Annotated in this window: 16 protein-coding genes and 3 tRNA genes; 3 read left to right on the forward strand and 16 right to left on the reverse strand. The window is 37.9% G+C overall.

The features are described from left to right. The 5 genes from AC1VS3_RS00395 to AC1VS3_RS00415 all read right to left on the reverse strand — a co-directional run bounded on the left by AC1VS3_RS00395 (position 1) and on the right by AC1VS3_RS00415 (position 5,349). Positions 1 to 978 carry a sugar ABC transporter substrate-binding protein gene (locus tag AC1VS3_RS00395; RefSeq protein ID WP_008689947.1) on the reverse strand — a complete coding sequence of 326 codons (978 nt, stop codon included), beginning with the start codon at positions 976 to 978 and terminating at the stop codon, positions 1 to 3. A gap of 164 nt (positions 979 to 1,142) precedes the next feature. Next, the gene (locus AC1VS3_RS00400; protein ID WP_008689948.1) at positions 1,143 to 1,562 is read right to left on the reverse strand and encodes a peptide deformylase; all 420 of its coding nucleotides are present in this window, start codon (positions 1,560 to 1,562) and stop codon (positions 1,143 to 1,145) included. Between the two features lie 663 nt (positions 1,563 to 2,225). Further along, entirely contained in the window at positions 2,226 to 2,675 is a 450-nt protein-coding gene (locus AC1VS3_RS00405) for a thioredoxin family protein (RefSeq protein WP_008689949.1), read from the reverse strand. Between the two features lie 185 nt (positions 2,676 to 2,860). Beyond that, on the reverse strand, positions 2,861 to 4,189 hold the full coding sequence (locus tag AC1VS3_RS00410; protein ID WP_008689950.1) for a hemolysin family protein: 1,329 nt from the start codon (positions 4,187 to 4,189) through the stop codon (positions 2,861 to 2,863). A gap of 95 nt (positions 4,190 to 4,284) precedes the next feature. After that, complete coding sequence (locus AC1VS3_RS00415; RefSeq protein WP_008689951.1) at positions 4,285 to 5,349, reverse strand: M42 family metallopeptidase; 1,065 nt, start codon at positions 5,347 to 5,349, stop codon at positions 4,285 to 4,287. Between the two features lie 363 nt (positions 5,350 to 5,712). Between AC1VS3_RS00415 and AC1VS3_RS00420 the strand changes: the two genes are divergently transcribed. Further along, positions 5,713 to 6,288, forward strand: coding sequence for a DJ-1/PfpI family protein (locus AC1VS3_RS00420; RefSeq protein WP_008689952.1), 576 nt, complete (start codon positions 5,713 to 5,715; stop codon positions 6,286 to 6,288). Between the two features lie 315 nt (positions 6,289 to 6,603). Here AC1VS3_RS00420 and AC1VS3_RS00425 read toward each other — a convergent pair. The 5 genes from AC1VS3_RS00425 to AC1VS3_RS00445 all read right to left on the reverse strand — a co-directional run bounded on the left by AC1VS3_RS00425 (position 6,604) and on the right by AC1VS3_RS00445 (position 9,435). Next, a tRNA-Asn gene (locus tag AC1VS3_RS00425) sits at positions 6,604 to 6,679 on the reverse strand. A 25-nt stretch (positions 6,680 to 6,704) separates the two neighbouring features. Further along, on the reverse strand, positions 6,705 to 6,851 hold the full coding sequence (locus tag AC1VS3_RS00430) for a hypothetical protein (RefSeq protein ID WP_017144552.1): 147 nt from the start codon (positions 6,849 to 6,851) through the stop codon (positions 6,705 to 6,707). 75 nt (positions 6,852 to 6,926) lie between these two features. After that, on the reverse strand, positions 6,927 to 7,589 hold the full coding sequence (deoC, locus tag AC1VS3_RS00435) for a deoxyribose-phosphate aldolase (protein WP_008689953.1): 663 nt from the start codon (positions 7,587 to 7,589) through the stop codon (positions 6,927 to 6,929). A gap of 73 nt (positions 7,590 to 7,662) precedes the next feature. After that, positions 7,663 to 8,712, reverse strand: a complete 1,050-nt coding sequence (locus AC1VS3_RS00440; protein WP_008689954.1) for a hypothetical protein — start codon at positions 8,710 to 8,712, stop codon at positions 7,663 to 7,665. 69 nt (positions 8,713 to 8,781) lie between these two features. Continuing rightward, positions 8,782 to 9,435: a ferritin family protein gene (locus tag AC1VS3_RS00445; protein WP_008689955.1), complete on the reverse strand. Its 654-nt coding sequence runs from the start codon at positions 9,433 to 9,435 to the stop codon at positions 8,782 to 8,784. 107 nt (positions 9,436 to 9,542) lie between these two features. Here AC1VS3_RS00445 and AC1VS3_RS00450 point away from each other — a divergent pair, with 107 nt between their 5' ends. Next, positions 9,543 to 9,935 (forward strand): thioesterase family protein, encoded by a 393-nt coding sequence (locus AC1VS3_RS00450; protein ID WP_008689956.1) that lies wholly within the window; start codon positions 9,543 to 9,545, stop codon positions 9,933 to 9,935. Positions 9,936 to 10,070: 135 nt separating this feature from the next. Here the strand turns inward: AC1VS3_RS00450 and AC1VS3_RS00455 are convergent, their stop codons facing one another. The 6 genes from AC1VS3_RS00455 to AC1VS3_RS00480 all read right to left on the reverse strand — a co-directional run bounded on the left by AC1VS3_RS00455 (position 10,071) and on the right by AC1VS3_RS00480 (position 15,472). Continuing rightward, the gene (locus tag AC1VS3_RS00455) at positions 10,071 to 12,206 is read right to left on the reverse strand and encodes a transglutaminase-like domain-containing protein (RefSeq protein WP_008689957.1); all 2,136 of its coding nucleotides are present in this window, start codon (positions 12,204 to 12,206) and stop codon (positions 10,071 to 10,073) included. Then, on the reverse strand, positions 12,199 to 13,191 hold the full coding sequence (locus AC1VS3_RS00460) for a DUF58 domain-containing protein (RefSeq protein WP_008689958.1): 993 nt from the start codon (positions 13,189 to 13,191) through the stop codon (positions 12,199 to 12,201). The genes AC1VS3_RS00455 and AC1VS3_RS00460 overlap by 8 nt, the downstream gene beginning before the upstream one ends. Continuing rightward, entirely contained in the window at positions 13,191 to 14,123 is a 933-nt protein-coding gene (locus AC1VS3_RS00465; RefSeq protein WP_008689960.1) for an AAA family ATPase, read from the reverse strand. Before AC1VS3_RS00465 ends, AC1VS3_RS00460 begins: the two co-directional genes overlap by 1 nt. A 203-nt stretch (positions 14,124 to 14,326) precedes the next feature. Further along, the gene (locus tag AC1VS3_RS00470) at positions 14,327 to 14,983 is read right to left on the reverse strand and encodes a hypothetical protein (RefSeq protein ID WP_008689962.1); all 657 of its coding nucleotides are present in this window, start codon (positions 14,981 to 14,983) and stop codon (positions 14,327 to 14,329) included. 318 nt (positions 14,984 to 15,301) lie between these two features. Beyond that, positions 15,302 to 15,377 (reverse strand) — tRNA-Ala (locus AC1VS3_RS00475). A gap of 18 nt (positions 15,378 to 15,395) precedes the next feature. Next, positions 15,396 to 15,472, reverse strand: a tRNA-Ile gene (locus tag AC1VS3_RS00480). Positions 15,473 to 16,330: 858 nt separating this feature from the next. Here AC1VS3_RS00480 and AC1VS3_RS00485 point away from each other — a divergent pair. Next, positions 16,331 to 16,477, forward strand: coding sequence for a helix-turn-helix domain-containing protein (locus tag AC1VS3_RS00485; RefSeq protein WP_331866636.1), 147 nt, complete (start codon positions 16,331 to 16,333; stop codon positions 16,475 to 16,477). Positions 16,478 to 16,496: the final 19 nt, after the last annotated feature.

Genomic DNA, 16,496 nt, shown 5'->3' on the forward strand with positions numbered 1-16,496 from the left:
CTATTGCCACCCTTCTAATGAATATTTCCCGACGTTTTTTTGTGTGATGATGGTCACTGGAATACGCTGAAGTTTTTCTATTTTCTCATGATTGCGAATCTTATAAACAGCTTCTGCCGCCATTTTTCCTAATGTCTTTGGTGATTGAGCAACCGTTGCCTGCATGATATGCTCTGATATCAGTGTCTTGGTTTCCGGTGTGCCATCTACGCCATATACGAATACATCTTTTAATTTGCCTTGATCTTGCATGGCTGCCAGAGCACCTAATGCACTTGGATCATTTAAAGCCATTACCACATCAAAAGATACATCCTTTTCCAAGAACTTTTGCATAAGCGGCATTGCAATCTCTAATTGACCATCACATTCAATGCGTTCGACAATACGATAATTGGGATCATTTTTAATCGTATCGATAAAGCCCTGAATGCGCTGAACAGCAGAATATGCTGTACTATGTTGTAATAAAACGATATCTGCTTTTTTCTTATATTTCATCATATCTTTTGCACACTGGACACCGGCATCATAATTATTTGACATTACACTGTAAGTAATTAAGTCACTGTCCATGACTTCACTATCCACAGCAATGACCGGGATACCGGCTTTTTTGGCTGCTTCAAGGGAGGAAGTTAAGCCGTTGAAATCAACAGGATTGACAATGATCGCTTGGACATTCTGATCAATGAGGTATTGTATTTGTTGTTTTTGTTTTTCTAAGTCTAAGGCAGGATCAAGACTGATTAACACATCACCATTCGCTTCGACTACATTATGTATTTCTTCATCAATGATACTAAAGAAAGGATTGTTAAGTGTCATGTAGGTAGCACCGATTTTCAGAGGCTCCTTACTGCGATAGACAAAGGAAGTTTTACTGGCTTTACTAAAGATACTGATGCCTGCCGCCACAAACACCATTAAAAACAAAAAAATGATAGCCGTTTTCAATGCGCCCTTCATTTTTGACATACGTACCCTTCCTCCTGACTGTTTTTCCTTATTATATCATATTCTAAAGCATTCCTACCGCAATTTCCAGAGTGAAAAAAGATATCTGCCGGAATTTTCACAATGAGAAAAAGGAATGACATTTCTTAATTTGTTTGTTGGTGAAATGAAAACAACGAGAGCGTTTATATTAGTATGCCATTGCAGTGATCGATTTCATGTTGAATAATTTGTGCAGTCCTATCATGAAAGGTCTTAATCTTTATGTTCATATGTTCATCTTGATATCGTACCTTGATACGGCGATAGCGTCTTGTTTGGCGAATTCCGCTGATGGACAGACATTGTTCTTGCGCCAGATAAGTTTCTTTTGATGTTTTGATGATTTCCGGATTCAGCATGACCCAATGAAATCCTGTATCAATATCCACAAAAGCAATGATTCGCTTGAATATGCCAATCATGTTGGCAGCCATGCCTACACACCTATCTTCATGTGCTTGCAGTGTTTCCAATAGATTTTTTGCCACCCATAGATCTTTTTCTGTTGCTGGCTCACTTGTTTTCTGTAATAGTATGATATCGTGATTGATTTCGCTAATCATTTCGTTCTCTCCTTTCGGTTTCCTTTTTAAGAAAAAGCCACTCCTTTTCATTTTATGATAAAACACATTAAGCCCGCTTTTGTATAAGCGATTGCGTTTAGAGCACCTTAGATGTTTTTCTCGGAAGGAAAAAGTGATGTTTCTCCATGTTAAAAACATAAGAAAAAACAAGCCACTCTCTCATCATTGACTTGTTTCTTCCTGCTTCATAATTGTATGAAACACTCGCATGTAATTGAATGAACGGTGTAATCTCAGAGAATAAGGCATGACCCCGTGTGTAATGTGTGAAGGGTTTCATGTTTATTCAAAAAAGGATTGTATGGGGTCTTATATTATGATAATTAGTGAAAGGAAATCTTAAGAAAACCATTGAATGTTACCAGCAGACATCTGATTTTCGTATCCTTATTCCTGATATGCCCCATCCACCAATGTAGTGTAGATTTAAAAGAGACTTATACTTTAAATCTAGTTGTTCCACAATACCATAGATGTTTTGTTTGATGTAGATCTACACTGCAAACAATCATTCTACTATTGCACTTATATTGTATACAACCAGGTAAAGAATTGCAACTTTCTTTTGTCACATAATTTTCATGACATTTGTTAGTCATATGTGACAAATGTTAATTTTCAACGCTATTTAGCGCAAATTTCTTATTTCTTTTCATCGAGCTTAAAGTTTTGGACCCAGCTGTCGAATTTTTCTTTCGTGATTCCATCATCGCCGTTTTCCAATTCATCTTTGACCTTACCTTTTTCCACATAATACAAGGAAGGCGTACTATCCATGGTTTTAAAGTAAGATTGAATCTTTTTAATATTGCCGCTGCGATCCGGATTAGGGTCTTTGTCAATGACAACATCGTATACGATCACATGGTGCTTTGGTAAATATTCATCCAGCATATCGCGAAATTTCTCACAATGTGCACACCAGCTTTGGGTAAATACGATTACAAAATCTTCTTTATTTTTCATTTTCTTTTCCATATCTGCTACGGAAATCGTGCGTAAGGCACCTGGTGTTTCATCTCTTGTATAACCGCCGCATCCACTTAGCAGCAAAAGAAAGCATAACGTCGTAATGTACATAATTTTTTTCATAAAAACCTCCATATGCCGCTCTTTAAGCGGTACAACACCTCTGGATGTTCTTTAATAGTATAGCCATTTTTGATAAAAAAGTAAACAGATGACAACACTTTCTCATTTTCCAAATTTTATCGCAATCTAATTTAGAAAGGCTATGCATTAGAAAATTCCTTTCTTTCGCATAGCCTTTATTTTCGTTATTCTTCCTTTTGTTTCGGCAATTCCACACGGATACGTTCAATACGATGATTTCTGATTTCTAACATTTGAAATTGTATACCATTCCAATATAAGGTTCCACTTTCCCCATCTTCAGGGATACAGCCTAACTGATCTAAGATGAAACCACCAATCGTATCATACTTCTCATTCTCAATATTTATTTGCAGTGCTTCATTCAAATCTTCGATGGGCATCCTACCATTGATTTCATAGACATTATCATACAATTTGCGTAACATCATCGCTTGCGCATCATCATATTCATCTTCGATTTCTCCCATGATTTCTTCTACGAGATCTTCCATGGTCACAATACCGGACATGCCTCCGTATTCATCAATCAGAATCGCGATATGTTGATGCAACTTCTGCATCTCTTGAAATAAATCATCGATATTTTTTGTTTCAGGAACAAAATACGGCTTTCTTAATATCTTACGGATATCCACAAAAGCAAAACCATGTTGATATGCTTGCGTAAAATAATCTTTAATATTTAAAATACCGATCACATTATCAATAGATTCTTCATATACCGGTATTCGAGAATACTGCATTTCCATCAGAACGTGTACATATGCATCCTTGGGATCATCTATATCAATACAAAATACTTGTGTTCTAGGTGTCATGATTTCATTAGCCAAGATCTCATCAAATTCAAAAACCCCATCCATCATTTCTGCCGCAGCTTCATCAAGCACACCCTTTTCACGACTATCTTCTAGCATACTGCGAATCTCTTCACGCGATAAAGATTCTTCCACATGTTCATCTTGTATGCCAAACAAACGTAAAACAAGCGTGGTAGATACCGAGAGAATCTTAATGATAGGGTACGCTACTTTACTAATTATCAAAATCGGCTTAGCACAAAACATGGAAAAGCTTTCCGCCTTTTGAATAGCCATTCGTTTGGGTACCAATTCACCAAAGATAAGCGTGATAAAAGAAATAAGCATCGTGATCAACACCACGGCGATCGTATTGGCCTGGGGAATGCCCCAACGCTGTAATACTTCAGCAAGCGAACTTGAAATTCCCGTTGCCGCACTTGCGGAATTGAAAAAGCCGGATAACGTGATGGCAATCTGAATCGTAGATAAGAAATTCGTAGGTGCATCCATCAGCTGTTCAACTAACCTAGCCTTTTTATTTCCATCTTGAGCCAGGCGTTTGATTTTTCCTTTATTAACAGAAACAATGGCCATTTCACTCGCTGCGAAATAGGCATTTGTCATTGTTAATATCACCATTAAAATCAATTGTAACGTAATAGAGGTCCCTGCGGGGTCTGTGTCCATAAATTAAAATCGCTCCTTTTCTAAATTATATTATGGTCTTGATTGTAACAGAAGTTCTTCCATTTGTGAATATTCCTTTGTTAAGTTTTGGTTAATTAAAAAGATGCCACCATTTCTTTTGTTAAATCTTTTATTATCGCCACGGCAAGTTTGACAGCATTTTGATAATCTTTTAATGTTGTATAACCATAACTGCTGTGAGCATAACGAACTGGAATCCCAATTACGATGGTTGGAATGCCTCGCAAATGCGTATGAGAAATGGCTCCATTGGTGCCGCCACCGCTGCGTACGCTTTCCTGTACCGGTATGTGATGACGTTTTGCCACATCCAAGGCAAAGCGTTGAAAACGTGGATTGGTAATCATAGAACAATCAAAATGACGTAACATCGGTCCTTTTCTCAATGCGCTTTGAATCATATAGCTTTCTTCAAAGGTATCATCTGCAGGACATCCTTCAAAAGCGATCATAACATCACAATGGATGTTTTGAATAGCACATTTCATGCCCCGCTCGCCAACTTCTTCTTGTGCTGATATCGTCCCTTGTACTGCTACATCCATATTCTGCACCTGATGCATCGTTTCAATCAAAGCGGCACAGCCAATGCGGCAGTCAAAGGCTTTTCCCATAAAGATATCGTGACGCTCATCATAGGAACATAAAACATTGGGTACGGCAAAACAGCCTATCTGTATACGATAAGATTCTTGCACTTCCTTTAAGCTGGTAGCTCCTACATCAATGAGCAAATCATCAAAAGCGATGGCTTTTCCTTTTTCACTCTGTTTCATAAAATGTGGAGGTTTGCTGCATACGATGCCTTGTACGATTTCACCGTCTACATTGCGAATAAGCACACTATTCCCAACGATGTTTTTCGCTTCCCAACCGCCTAAGGGTAGAAAGCGCAGCATCCCATCCTGACGTATGGCCTGGATGATAAAACCAACCTCATCCCCATGGGCATCAAGATGAATGATCGGTTTTTCTTGCTTCGTGTTGCTTGTCGATGAATAAATGTATAAGTTGCGCATATGATCCTCTTCACAATGAAAAGCACTACACTCTTCACGTACCAATGCGATTACATCATCTTCCATGCCACTTGGTCCAAAGGCATTACTTAAGGCCTTGATTCGCTCTATTTCATTCATGCTGTATTCCTCTTTTCTTTTTTTATACTTACAAAATATTGTAGCATATGCGAAGTCTTTGGAAAAGTAAGATGTTGCATCACTATGGTTTCCCTTTTTATTGACAGACATCCAAACACAGGCTACAATAAAAGCAATAAGAAATGGCGTGGTGATGAACATGAGCAAATAATCTATTGTAGAAAACGAATGTTTTTTTCAATGGATGATTTGCTTTTTGTATGCGCACATGTATGTAAAGAAATATCGATAATTTTTCTCTAGCTTTTATTTTTTGTCATGGTTAAGTGAGCATAAAATCAAAAGAAAAACGTAATTCATCCATTGTGCTTTATTGTACTAAGAAAGAAGAGGAATGACGTTATGAAACAAATTGCAGTTATCTTATATGAGGGATATTGCCTGTGTGAAATCACCGTAGCTTTAGAAATGCTTCGTATGGCTGACATCCCCGTTACTTATTTTGGTGTTGAAAAGAAAGCATATCGCAGTGAAGAAGGCATAGTATTGCAATGTGAACATACCCTTGATGAATTGGATGTTGATGATTATGATGGCATCTTGTTGTCGGGATTTATGGAAGAGAACCCTACTATATTAAAGAATGAACTTCTTAAAGAAAAATTGCGCATATTTGATCAACAGAAAAAAGTCATTGGGGCTATTTCCATTGCTCCTTTACTTTTATACAATGCCGGCATTCTAAAAGATCGCCCATTTATGTGTGCCATGAACAAACAAGATCTTGTTGAAGAAGGTTACGCTTTAAGCTGTTTACAGAATATGATCGATTGGGATGCATGTTGTGCTGAAGAAGATCTTAAATTTATCCGTCATGAGCATATCATCACCAGTGTGATCTATGGATTTCGTGAGTGGGCTATGGAAATAGGCAGAATGCTAGATATTCCCGTTTATCCTAAATCATTTGGATTATAAAGGCAGCAAAAAACTTCATCTATGTAAGAAAATGTGTCATTCGTCCTGTAAAGGCATTGTGACACATTTTTATATTCCTTCAAGTAATTTCGAAGTACTGATTAATCAAGGGTTCTCGATAATACTATTTAAAATGTCGTTTAAAAGAGGCTATTTATTGAGTTGCCTTATAATGCTAAAGAAGCCTCTTTCAATTTAATGGTTATTTGGTAGAAACCATTTAAATAGTTTAACAGCAACTTATTAAAAAGCACTTACTTAGGATATCGCAAACATAACAAAAAAACCTCACATTTGTGAGGTTATCTTTTTTAATGGCGCCTTAAACAGGACTTGAACCTGTGACCTGCCGGTTAACAGCCGGATGCTCTACCAACTGAGCTATTAAGGCACTTATCAAGTGCTTAATTATAATATCATAAAGTTAGTTTTTTGACAATATCTTTTTTAGCAAAAATAGCAGAAAAAGCTTCATGTGGAATGCTTCCTTGCAAGTGTTTTTTTACTTCCATCTTTTTTCCAATCTTACTTAATTTTTTATGAATTCCGTTTTGTGCTATCATAAAAACTTTTAGCGTGTTCTATCGATTGCTTTTCTAGCAGATAAGAATTCTTTCATTGCGCTATGAAAAAGAGGCTTAATAGCCTCCTTCACTTGCTTCATTTTGCATCAATTGAACTCCGGCACTGGTTCCGATACGATCAGCACCTGCTGCAATCATCTCATCCATATCTGCACGACAACGTACACCGCCAGCTGCTTTAACTTTACAGTTATCTTTTACGGTATCCTTCATCAGCTTCACATCTTCTGGTGTTGCACCTCTTGTAGAAAAACCAGTGGATGTTTTCACAAAGGTTGCCCCTGCTTCTACACAAAGCTGGCAAGCCTTCACAATTTCTTCCTCACTTAATAGGCATGTTTCCAAAATTACCTTGACACAGTGTCCATCTGCCGCTTTAACAACAGCAGCCACATCATCACGAACAGCATCATAATGATGTGCCTTCATTTCACCGATATTCATTACCATATCAATTTCTTCTGCCCCATCGGCAATGGCATTGCTTGTTTCAAAAGCTTTTGCTTTCGTACTCATTGCGCCTAGTGGGAAACCTACGACCGTACAAACCTTAACATCACTATCGTTTAATAGTTTCGCACAATAAGCTACCCAATACGTATTTACACAAACACTCGCAAAATCATATTTCTTAGCCTCTTCACACAATACCTGGATCTTATCCTGTGTAGCATCCGCTTTCAATAAAGTGTGATCGATATATTTGTTCATTTTCATAAGAACATCCTCCTACTTATCACTTTAAGTATAGCATTTTCCCTCTGAAACGAAAACCTGATTTTATTGTTTCTCAGCTATAACGACTATCCTTGTTTCTTTGGGCTTTTTTAATTGCTGTTTTACGTTTCCAATATAATTGCAAGAATGGGTTTTGATATAGCGCTATCGTAAGCTTTAACAATAATCCATAACGCAATAACTCCAACACGATAATGCAAAGTATGGAAGGCAGTTGATACTGTTGACTTTGAAAAGTCTGCCATACTTGAGGGAGTTCTTGCAGCAGATGGATACTTTCACAAAGCCATGCAAGCATGATTAGAATGCGACAGGAAGAACTGTACATGAACATGGCAACACCTGCAAAAGACCATAGCAACGACGTAAAAAGAATAGCTAACAGGAAAAACCGCTGCACATATTGTAACCCATCTATGTCCGTAGGAAAACTTAGTTGCATGATGAATAAAAACAGTAAGAAGCCTATCAACGTCCCCAATAAAATCATGACAAGATAAAACGTATAGCGATGTAAAAAATGCTGTGCTCTTATAAAAAGACGATTATCCTCTTCCATATGGACCAGAGATACTTCTTGTAACACTTGGTTTAAGACTTCATCTTCTTGTCTTTCTTCCTCCTCTTCTGGCTGCGTTATTGCCATCCTTCTATCTGCTTTTTTCCATATACTGACAATATGTGGATCGCGATAGAGATAGCAGACGCAACAAAAGGTGATGAGGTACTTACTGATCATCAATAAGGTGAATAAGATCCGCAACGTCGTAGCTTCCCAGCCAGACAGGCTGAGCTGATAAAAAGCAGGCAGTGCCGATAGAAAATACAGAGAGAGGATCGCACATAGGGTGAACAGTAGGCGCGCAATCTTTCTACCCTTTTGCAATGACCTGACGATAAACAGCCATAATATCCCTTCCATGAGTAAACGTATCATGTATCTTTTCTGTGGCTCTTGGAAGCGAATTGGAAATAGTTCTTTCAATAGCATGACTTGTAAAACGGCATAGCATATGTAAAACAATAGAAAAAGCCAAGTAAATAAGCGCAGCTGCGTTTTTATCTTCTTCTGATATCTTGTTGTATCCTTTTTCTCATGCATATGCATCACCTGTATTTATTATACATGAAAAAAAGGGTCGCATCTCTTACAAATGTGACCGTTCTTCTATCAGCTATTCAATTTGTCGTTTGGATTGAAGAAATATGGATTCGGTTTATCAAAATAATTGGACGTATCTAAATCCCATGCATTATGCATATCCCCTTCTCCAAAGTCTTTTAATTCGTCATGTGTAGTTAAAATGTCCAGTGTTGTTCTTAAATGCTGCAATACATGGGCACTGCTCTCAGATAAATATGTCAAGACCTTTTTTGTCTCTTCATCCTTTGTTTTGGTTAATACTTGTTCATAATATGTTTGATAGGCTTGTTCTTCTTCGATATCACATAGTAAGGCAGCGCTTAGATCATTATTTACATGATGTTGTTTTATTTCCTTATGCGTTGGCTGATCACAGGGTGGAATAAATGCAAAGACCGGGGTATCGTCATTGGATTCATCATAATAGCGATCATCTTCCCCATGCAGATGGTGCAATAGCTCGGCTAAAACTTCCATATCACTTAAGCGACGGGCAGCAATACGGCGAAATAATTCATGAAATGTGGGATTGTGTATCATGAAGCTTTGACGCAAATATAATATAGCAAGTTGTAAGCCTTTTTCACATCCGCCACATTCATGATCCATATATTCATAAAGCTTAGGATCTGGGGTAATATTGTTTATTTCCATAGGTAATTGATTATCATACAAATACATGCAAGATTTCCTCCTTTTTCAATTCTAGTATGGATATGAAAAAGAAGATTATGCTATAATAATGCTGCAAAAATGGGCAGGAAACCTGTCGTAAGAGGAGATAAAAGATGAAAGAAGTTCAATTACATGCAAAGTGTCAAGAAGAAGTAATCGTAGATGAAGCTAAGCTTGCTTGCAATGTGGGCAGCGGCATTGTTTCTGTATATGCAACACCAATGATGATTGCGGCGATGGAGCATGCGGCAGTGCAATGTCTACAGCCTTTCTTAGAAGAAGGAGAAACCAGTGTTGGTGTCTTGATGCATACGACACACGATGCTGCCACACCAGCAGGTATGAAGGTTCGGATAAGCGCTGAAATTATCGCGGTTGATCGTAAGAAAGTCACCTTTTCGATCATCGCCCAAGATGAAAAGGATATCATCGGTAAAGCAAGCCATGAACGTTTTGTGGTGATGAAAGAAAAGTTTGAAGCAAAAGCCCAAGCAAAACTTTGTTAAAAGCAGCTTTTGAAGTGAATTTTCATTTGTTATTCAATGGAAAGACATTTCAATCGCTGTTTTTTTATTGTGAATGAAAAAAAGGAATATCCTAGCAAGGTGCATATTCCTTTTCAAAATGATTGTTATGTTGTTTTATAGCGCATCCCATATCCAAAAGCGAAGCTTCTTTTGCCATGACAATGTTGTAAGAACATGAGCTCGCTGCGTTTGCCATTGCGATTGCAGTTGTTGTACATCCTCTTTCGTAATCTCATGCTGCGAAAAGCGTGCTTTTTCCACAAGTTGTAATGTTTCTTGATCAATCTTCGCTCCATATGGGAATAAATCTTCTAACCAGCCATAAAGCGTTAACAGCTTTTGTCGTTGTTTCATGCTTTCCAACTGTTTCCGGCGATACTTTCTTCTTAGGCTTGCCTGTGCATAAATGAATAAGGGTAAGATAAGCACAACGAGAACTGGTAACAAGAAAGAAGGCAGCGAGGAAGAGGCAGACGTTGTTGTCGTGCCATTTTCTTCCATTAAGTGTTGCGTAGGCTGTTGGATTGGTTTCGGCTCTTCCTTATTTTCAAGACCGGGGGTAATTTCTGATGGCGTTGTTTGCGTGAGAGGCTGTTCGCTTTTTTGTATGGTAGAATCGTTATCTGCTGCCGGCGTTACTTCCACAGGCATCCATCCATAGGTTTCATCAAAAATTTCCACCCAGGCATGTGCATCAGAATCTTTGACCTGTGCATGTCCTTCATGATCATAAGCATTGCTATCCACACGATACCCTTCTACATAACGGGCTGGGACGCCATAATAGCGTAATAACAATACAGCAGAGGATGCATAATGAACACAATACCCTTCCTGATTTTCCCATAAGAAATAGGAAACAAAATCCTTGGAAAGGTCAGGCGATCCCGGATAAAGTGTATAGCGGGTATGAGCATACAAATAGCCTTTTACATAGTCAATAATTTCTTCCGTAGACGCAAAACGATGGAAGTTATCTTGTAAGTCTTCTACCGTATTAAATTTTTCTTTTATATCTTTAGGTAGCTGTAAATACTGCTCCTTAATAAAATCCACATATTCCTTATAGGATGTTCCCTGTGGTACATGCAATATTTTTTGTTCATCATCCCAGATTTCATAAGTAACAGCATCCTTTGTTGAATTGCTCCATGCTGCATAGCCATCATAATAAATATTCATATCCTGATTGATGTGCTTAAGATAATATGGCACAATGGCATATTGTGTATTGGCGCGCATATCTTTGATCATCAATGGATTCGCATGAATATTTTTCGGTAATGCCGCCTGATTCATCCAAAAACGAATTGTTGTCCAATCAATATTGGGATATTGACGATATTGTTTATGCGCAAGGGATTTCCATGTATGTCCATCATAAATAGCACCGCTATAGGTTTTTAAATATAAGCGAGATGCCTTAGGATAAGTAAGTTCCATTTGGATAGCACCAGTATAAGAACGATTCCCCGCTCTTCCTAAGTCAATTTCACCTATGCTTTCTGAGCCATAACGCAAATTATAAGTGAACTGCTCAATTGTCTGTAACAGTTTTTGACGCATATGACTGCTAGTGGAAGAGACTTCATACTCCTTTTCTGGTAATAGGATAAAAAGCGTACCAAATATAAGAGAGAAGCAAAGCAAAACATAGCCAAACAGCTTGCCATAATGCCATGAACGTGTACTATGTCTTCTGATATAAGAAAGAAACAATAAAGTAAACCAATCCATCAAAAGCAAACAGGTAAGCAGCCATGGCTGTTTGACACTATACAGCATCGTTGGAAAATATAGCAGAAAGCTGATGGCAAAGGCTGGGAAATGACGTTTCCAGCGAATGATAAAAAGGTATTCCAGTAACATGATCATCAGATACAACGCTATCCAAACTCGTGAAAATAAGAAAGGAAGCTCTTGTTGTGATAGTGTCACTTCATAAACTTGAAACGTATAGTTGGAAGAATGAGCATACACAGATGTGATTTGATTATATATGGCATTAATGGTATCACGAAAGTTAATGATCAGACTTAAAAGTAAAAGCATTATCAAAGCACCATAAATAGGTATTACCCATTTTTTCAGTTTTGTCGTTTGTAAGAATAGAAAAAGCAGTGTTGCGATAAAGGTCGTACATAGTACGACACCATTCAGCATTTGAAAAACCCATAGGAAGATAAGGAAAGGAAGATAACTTGTTAAGACGAAAAGAAAGCGATCGGTAAGTGAGAATGTCTTATGCATGCACATCACTTCCTTTCTCATCCATAGATGTTTCTATCCCGCTAGAGCGTATGCATACGTGTGTCCCCAGCTGTGAACGGTAAAGAACATTGTCCTCTTCTTCCGCTTTGGGATGTGCGAGAATTGCCTGTAAACAACGTTTTAAGCTCGCTTTATCATAGACCTCCTGTTCCAAATTGCCATCTTTAGAATTCCAACAGACAATGGCACTCATAGAACGCTGTATCCATTCTATAGCACAGGCATAAAAGTGTCCCAAAACCTGCTCGCATTCCTCAACACTTCCATGCAAATCTAAATATACAAGCAGTTGTTCCTGTTGGTAAGAGGCAAAAGTACGTATCATTGTCTTCGCTAATTTGTAGCTTAATTTATGATGAATATGGCGCAAATCATCACCAGGCTGGTATTCTTTCACTTCATGTGTATCTTCTAAGATGCCACCGTGTTGGATATGACCTTCATATACATGTTCCTGATCTTGTAAGATATCATGAATTTGTGATGATATAGTGGCCCCAGTTGCATGAGGATATAAATAATAAGTACGCTTTTGATGGCTGTGGTAATGGCGTTGAAATAATCCTAGCATATCCTGTAGTACAAAACCATCAAAGCATAAGCGAATTTTTCCCATCGTTGCCTCATGGGCAATCATAGGAACATACACGATGGTATCACTTGTAAATAAGGTCAGATTATCTTGGGTTTGCTCATCCAAAAAGATATTCTCTTGTTGGATGTTGATTTTGAGTTGAGCAAGCGGGAACCATTTCCCACTGGCGCAATAAAAGTAACTGCCCTCTTTACGGCGTTGAAAGTCTACTTGTAAATGATTTGATGAAATCAGCATGGCAAATAAACTAATCAAGGGCAGCGCAATAACACCTGTCAAAATTATCAGAAATAAATAGCCGCCTAAAAAGATGTAGAGCAGTGCACACACTGCCAACAAAAGCAGATAGCGGCACCAGGCGCGAAGCATTATGCTTTCCTCAGCTGCGGTTTTTCAATCTCATCTAAAAGGTTTTGTAAAACAGCAGCAGTCGTGCGATGATCCTTAACAATATCGTTTTTCATTACTATACGATGTGCAAGAACATCGTGGAAGACTTGAGTGACATCTTCCGGTATGACATAATCACGATCGGCTAAATAGGCATGTGCTTTGGCCATAGCCGTTAAGGCAATACTGGCACGTGGACTTGCCCCTTGATAAATTCGCTCATGATGACGAGTAGCATTCACCAGATCAACGATATATTGATAAATATCCTCATGTACAAAGATGGCATCGCATGCGTTTTGCATTTCGATGACATCCTCTACACTGGCAACTGGTTGTATCTGATATTGCTTTTTAGCCTGTTTTCGCTTTAACATTTCAACCTCATCCTGTGCACTTGGATAGCCGATGCTCATACGTATCATGAAACGATCCAACTGGCTTTCTGGTAAAAGCTGTGTACCGGCAGAACCGTATGGGTTTTGTGTAGCGATGACCATGAATGGCTGTGGCGCCGTTTGTGTATATCCATCTATGGTAATTTGTTTTTCTTCCATGACTTCTAGTAAGGCCGCCTGTGTCTTACTTGACGTTCGATTAATTTCATCAGCTAAAAAGATGTTGCAAAAAACAGCGCCCTCATGCAGACGAACTTCTCCACTAGATGGATCAATTACACTATAGCCAACCACATCGCTTGGCAAAACATCCACGGTAAATTGCATACGCTTGCTGTTAAGCTGCATAGCTTTGGCAAATGCCATCGCCAATGTTGTCTTTCCGACACCGGGAATATCTTCCAAAAGAATATGTCCCTTAGCTAAAATCACCATCATAACTTTTTCGACTTCTTGTTTTTTTCCAATCATGACCTTATTCACTTCTTGTAAAATTTCTGTTGTTTTTTTCATAATCGCTTTCCCTCTGTCTTGTTTATATAATTTTAGCGTATGTCATTTTTGTGTATTTGTCAATTTTGAAATACAAAAGAAATCTTAAAAAATAACCATTCCGATAAACTGCTTTTATCTGGCTTGACAAGTTTGACCCCTTTCCATTCTCGCATTCTTTCCCTTACCGTATACTTCCTAATGTAATAAAAAAAGATCCTAATTCAGGATCCTAACGTTAAATTTTCTGGACGCATGCATTGTAAATCATCCTCTTCCAACTGTAAGCGAGCATATGGAATTTCCTGTTTCTTAGGGCAAGCCATTGGTTGGATCATAAAGCTGCATAAGGTACAATATCCGTTTGAAGAGCTGCGTCGTATACATTCATATGCACACTTCTTGACACAATTCTCATCACACCACTGTGCCAGTTTGATTGCCGCATCATTGGCTAAGCGACAGCTAAATTCTTTTGGTAAACCACTGTCCATAAGATAGCGGCTTAAAATATTGGCATAACACAAACAATATTCTATGATAAAGAAGTTTTCTGCATTATTTTTTTGTAAGTGCTTAGGCCATTGCGCTATATCAATTGCTAAAGCTTCATAGCGTTCTTGGGCAATGTGTGCTCTTGGCTGCTGTAAACATTCATGTTCGTTTTCACGACAGGCACGTAAAAATTCTCCCATCGTTTTTAACAGTTGGTATTTGAAGGTCGCAAAGTCAATTGTCACCTGAAATTCGGTTTCTAATTTTTTGAATGCTTCCGCACACATGATGAGCGCTGCATCGACAGTTTCTGCCTCAAATACGGATAGTCTTGTAATCGGAGGTTCTAGAAACATGAGTAATTCTTTTCCATTGATATATTTCATTTTTTATCACCTTTTGTAATAGTACACTATTTTTATAAGATTGCAACTACCTTAAGCAAATCTTTGCACATTCAGGTGGTACAGCATACGTTTATGAAAAAAATCTATACTTTCTTGTTTAGCAATTGCCTTGCCAAGTTTATACCTTCTAAGATTAATGCAATAAAGATCCCGATACTTCGGAATCGAATGTGTTTATTAGATTTCTTTATGCAAATGATTCATACCTTCTTGTTTGGCAACTGCCTTGCCAAGTTTATACCTTTTAAGATTAATGCAAAAAAAAGATCCCGATACTTCGGAATCGAATGTGTTTATTGGTGGAGCTTATCGGGATCGAACCGATGACCCCCTGCGTGCAAGGCAGGTGCTCTCCCAGCTGAGCTAAAACCCCATGTATATTTAAATTCGATGGTGGGCCTGAATGGACTTGAACCAACGACCTCACCCTTATCAGGGGTGCGCTCTAACCACCTGAGCTACAGGCCCGTTTCCATCGAATGCCCATATATAATACCATGGGATATCTAATGTGTCAACAACTTTTTTTAAAAAAATAAAATTTTTTTGTTTTTTTTATAAAGTGTTAAAAAAGCCTATAACTAAAGGGTTTTTGACTACATAGAAGTATATCTTCTAACCGCAATTCTCCACATCATGAATAATTTTTTATATCTCATGTCTTGCATACCACATCTTATGGAAGTCTTTCAACATATTTGATGAGTTCTCCGTATTAGGTGGTATCATCCCCTACTAAGGTTATGCCATATTCTTCAGTTTCTCAGTGTCTTTAAATTTTGTATAGAAATGGGTCCTTCAACGCTGTTTAAAACAATATCCACTTTCTGAAAAACGTTAACCATATAATTTTACGTCTGGACATCTGCTCTTTATAAATTATGCGTAGCATGAATTCCATGTTACCCACATACTTTCCATAACAGCAACAAACCTACCAAAGTTGCTTTTCTTCTGTTCAAGAGTAGTGCCTTTTTTCTGTTAAAATCATTTCCATGTAAGAACCTTAAGAAAAGATTACAGTCTTAAAATTTAACATATGTTCTGTTTATTGCTTTTCATCGATTGCCCGCATATAATTATATTGTTAGACTTTGTTTTAAAGATAAAAAGGAATGAAACTATATGTCTTGTCCTAGCAGCAAAAAAACTGTTGATGTCTGATGGAAATCAAACAGATAAGTAAAATTGCTAGATTGTCCAATGAATTTATTAGTAAATGTATTATAATCACCAAACCAACAGTTGAATTTAGCATACTCAACCAATAGTTCGTGTTATAAAATAGAAAACACGTGTATTGTAATGGTGAAAGGAGAACGCTCAATGGATCAAATAAAAACAGGTAAGTTTATTGCGAGATGCCGCAAAGAGAAAAAATTAACACAAGCGCAACTCGCAGAAAGACTAAGCATTACAGACAGAGCTGTGTCCAAGTGGGAAACCGGAGTTTCCCAAACAAAAGGATATTAAGAAATAACCTGTGTTTTCC

This window comes from Longicatena sp., from assembly GCF_982403165.1.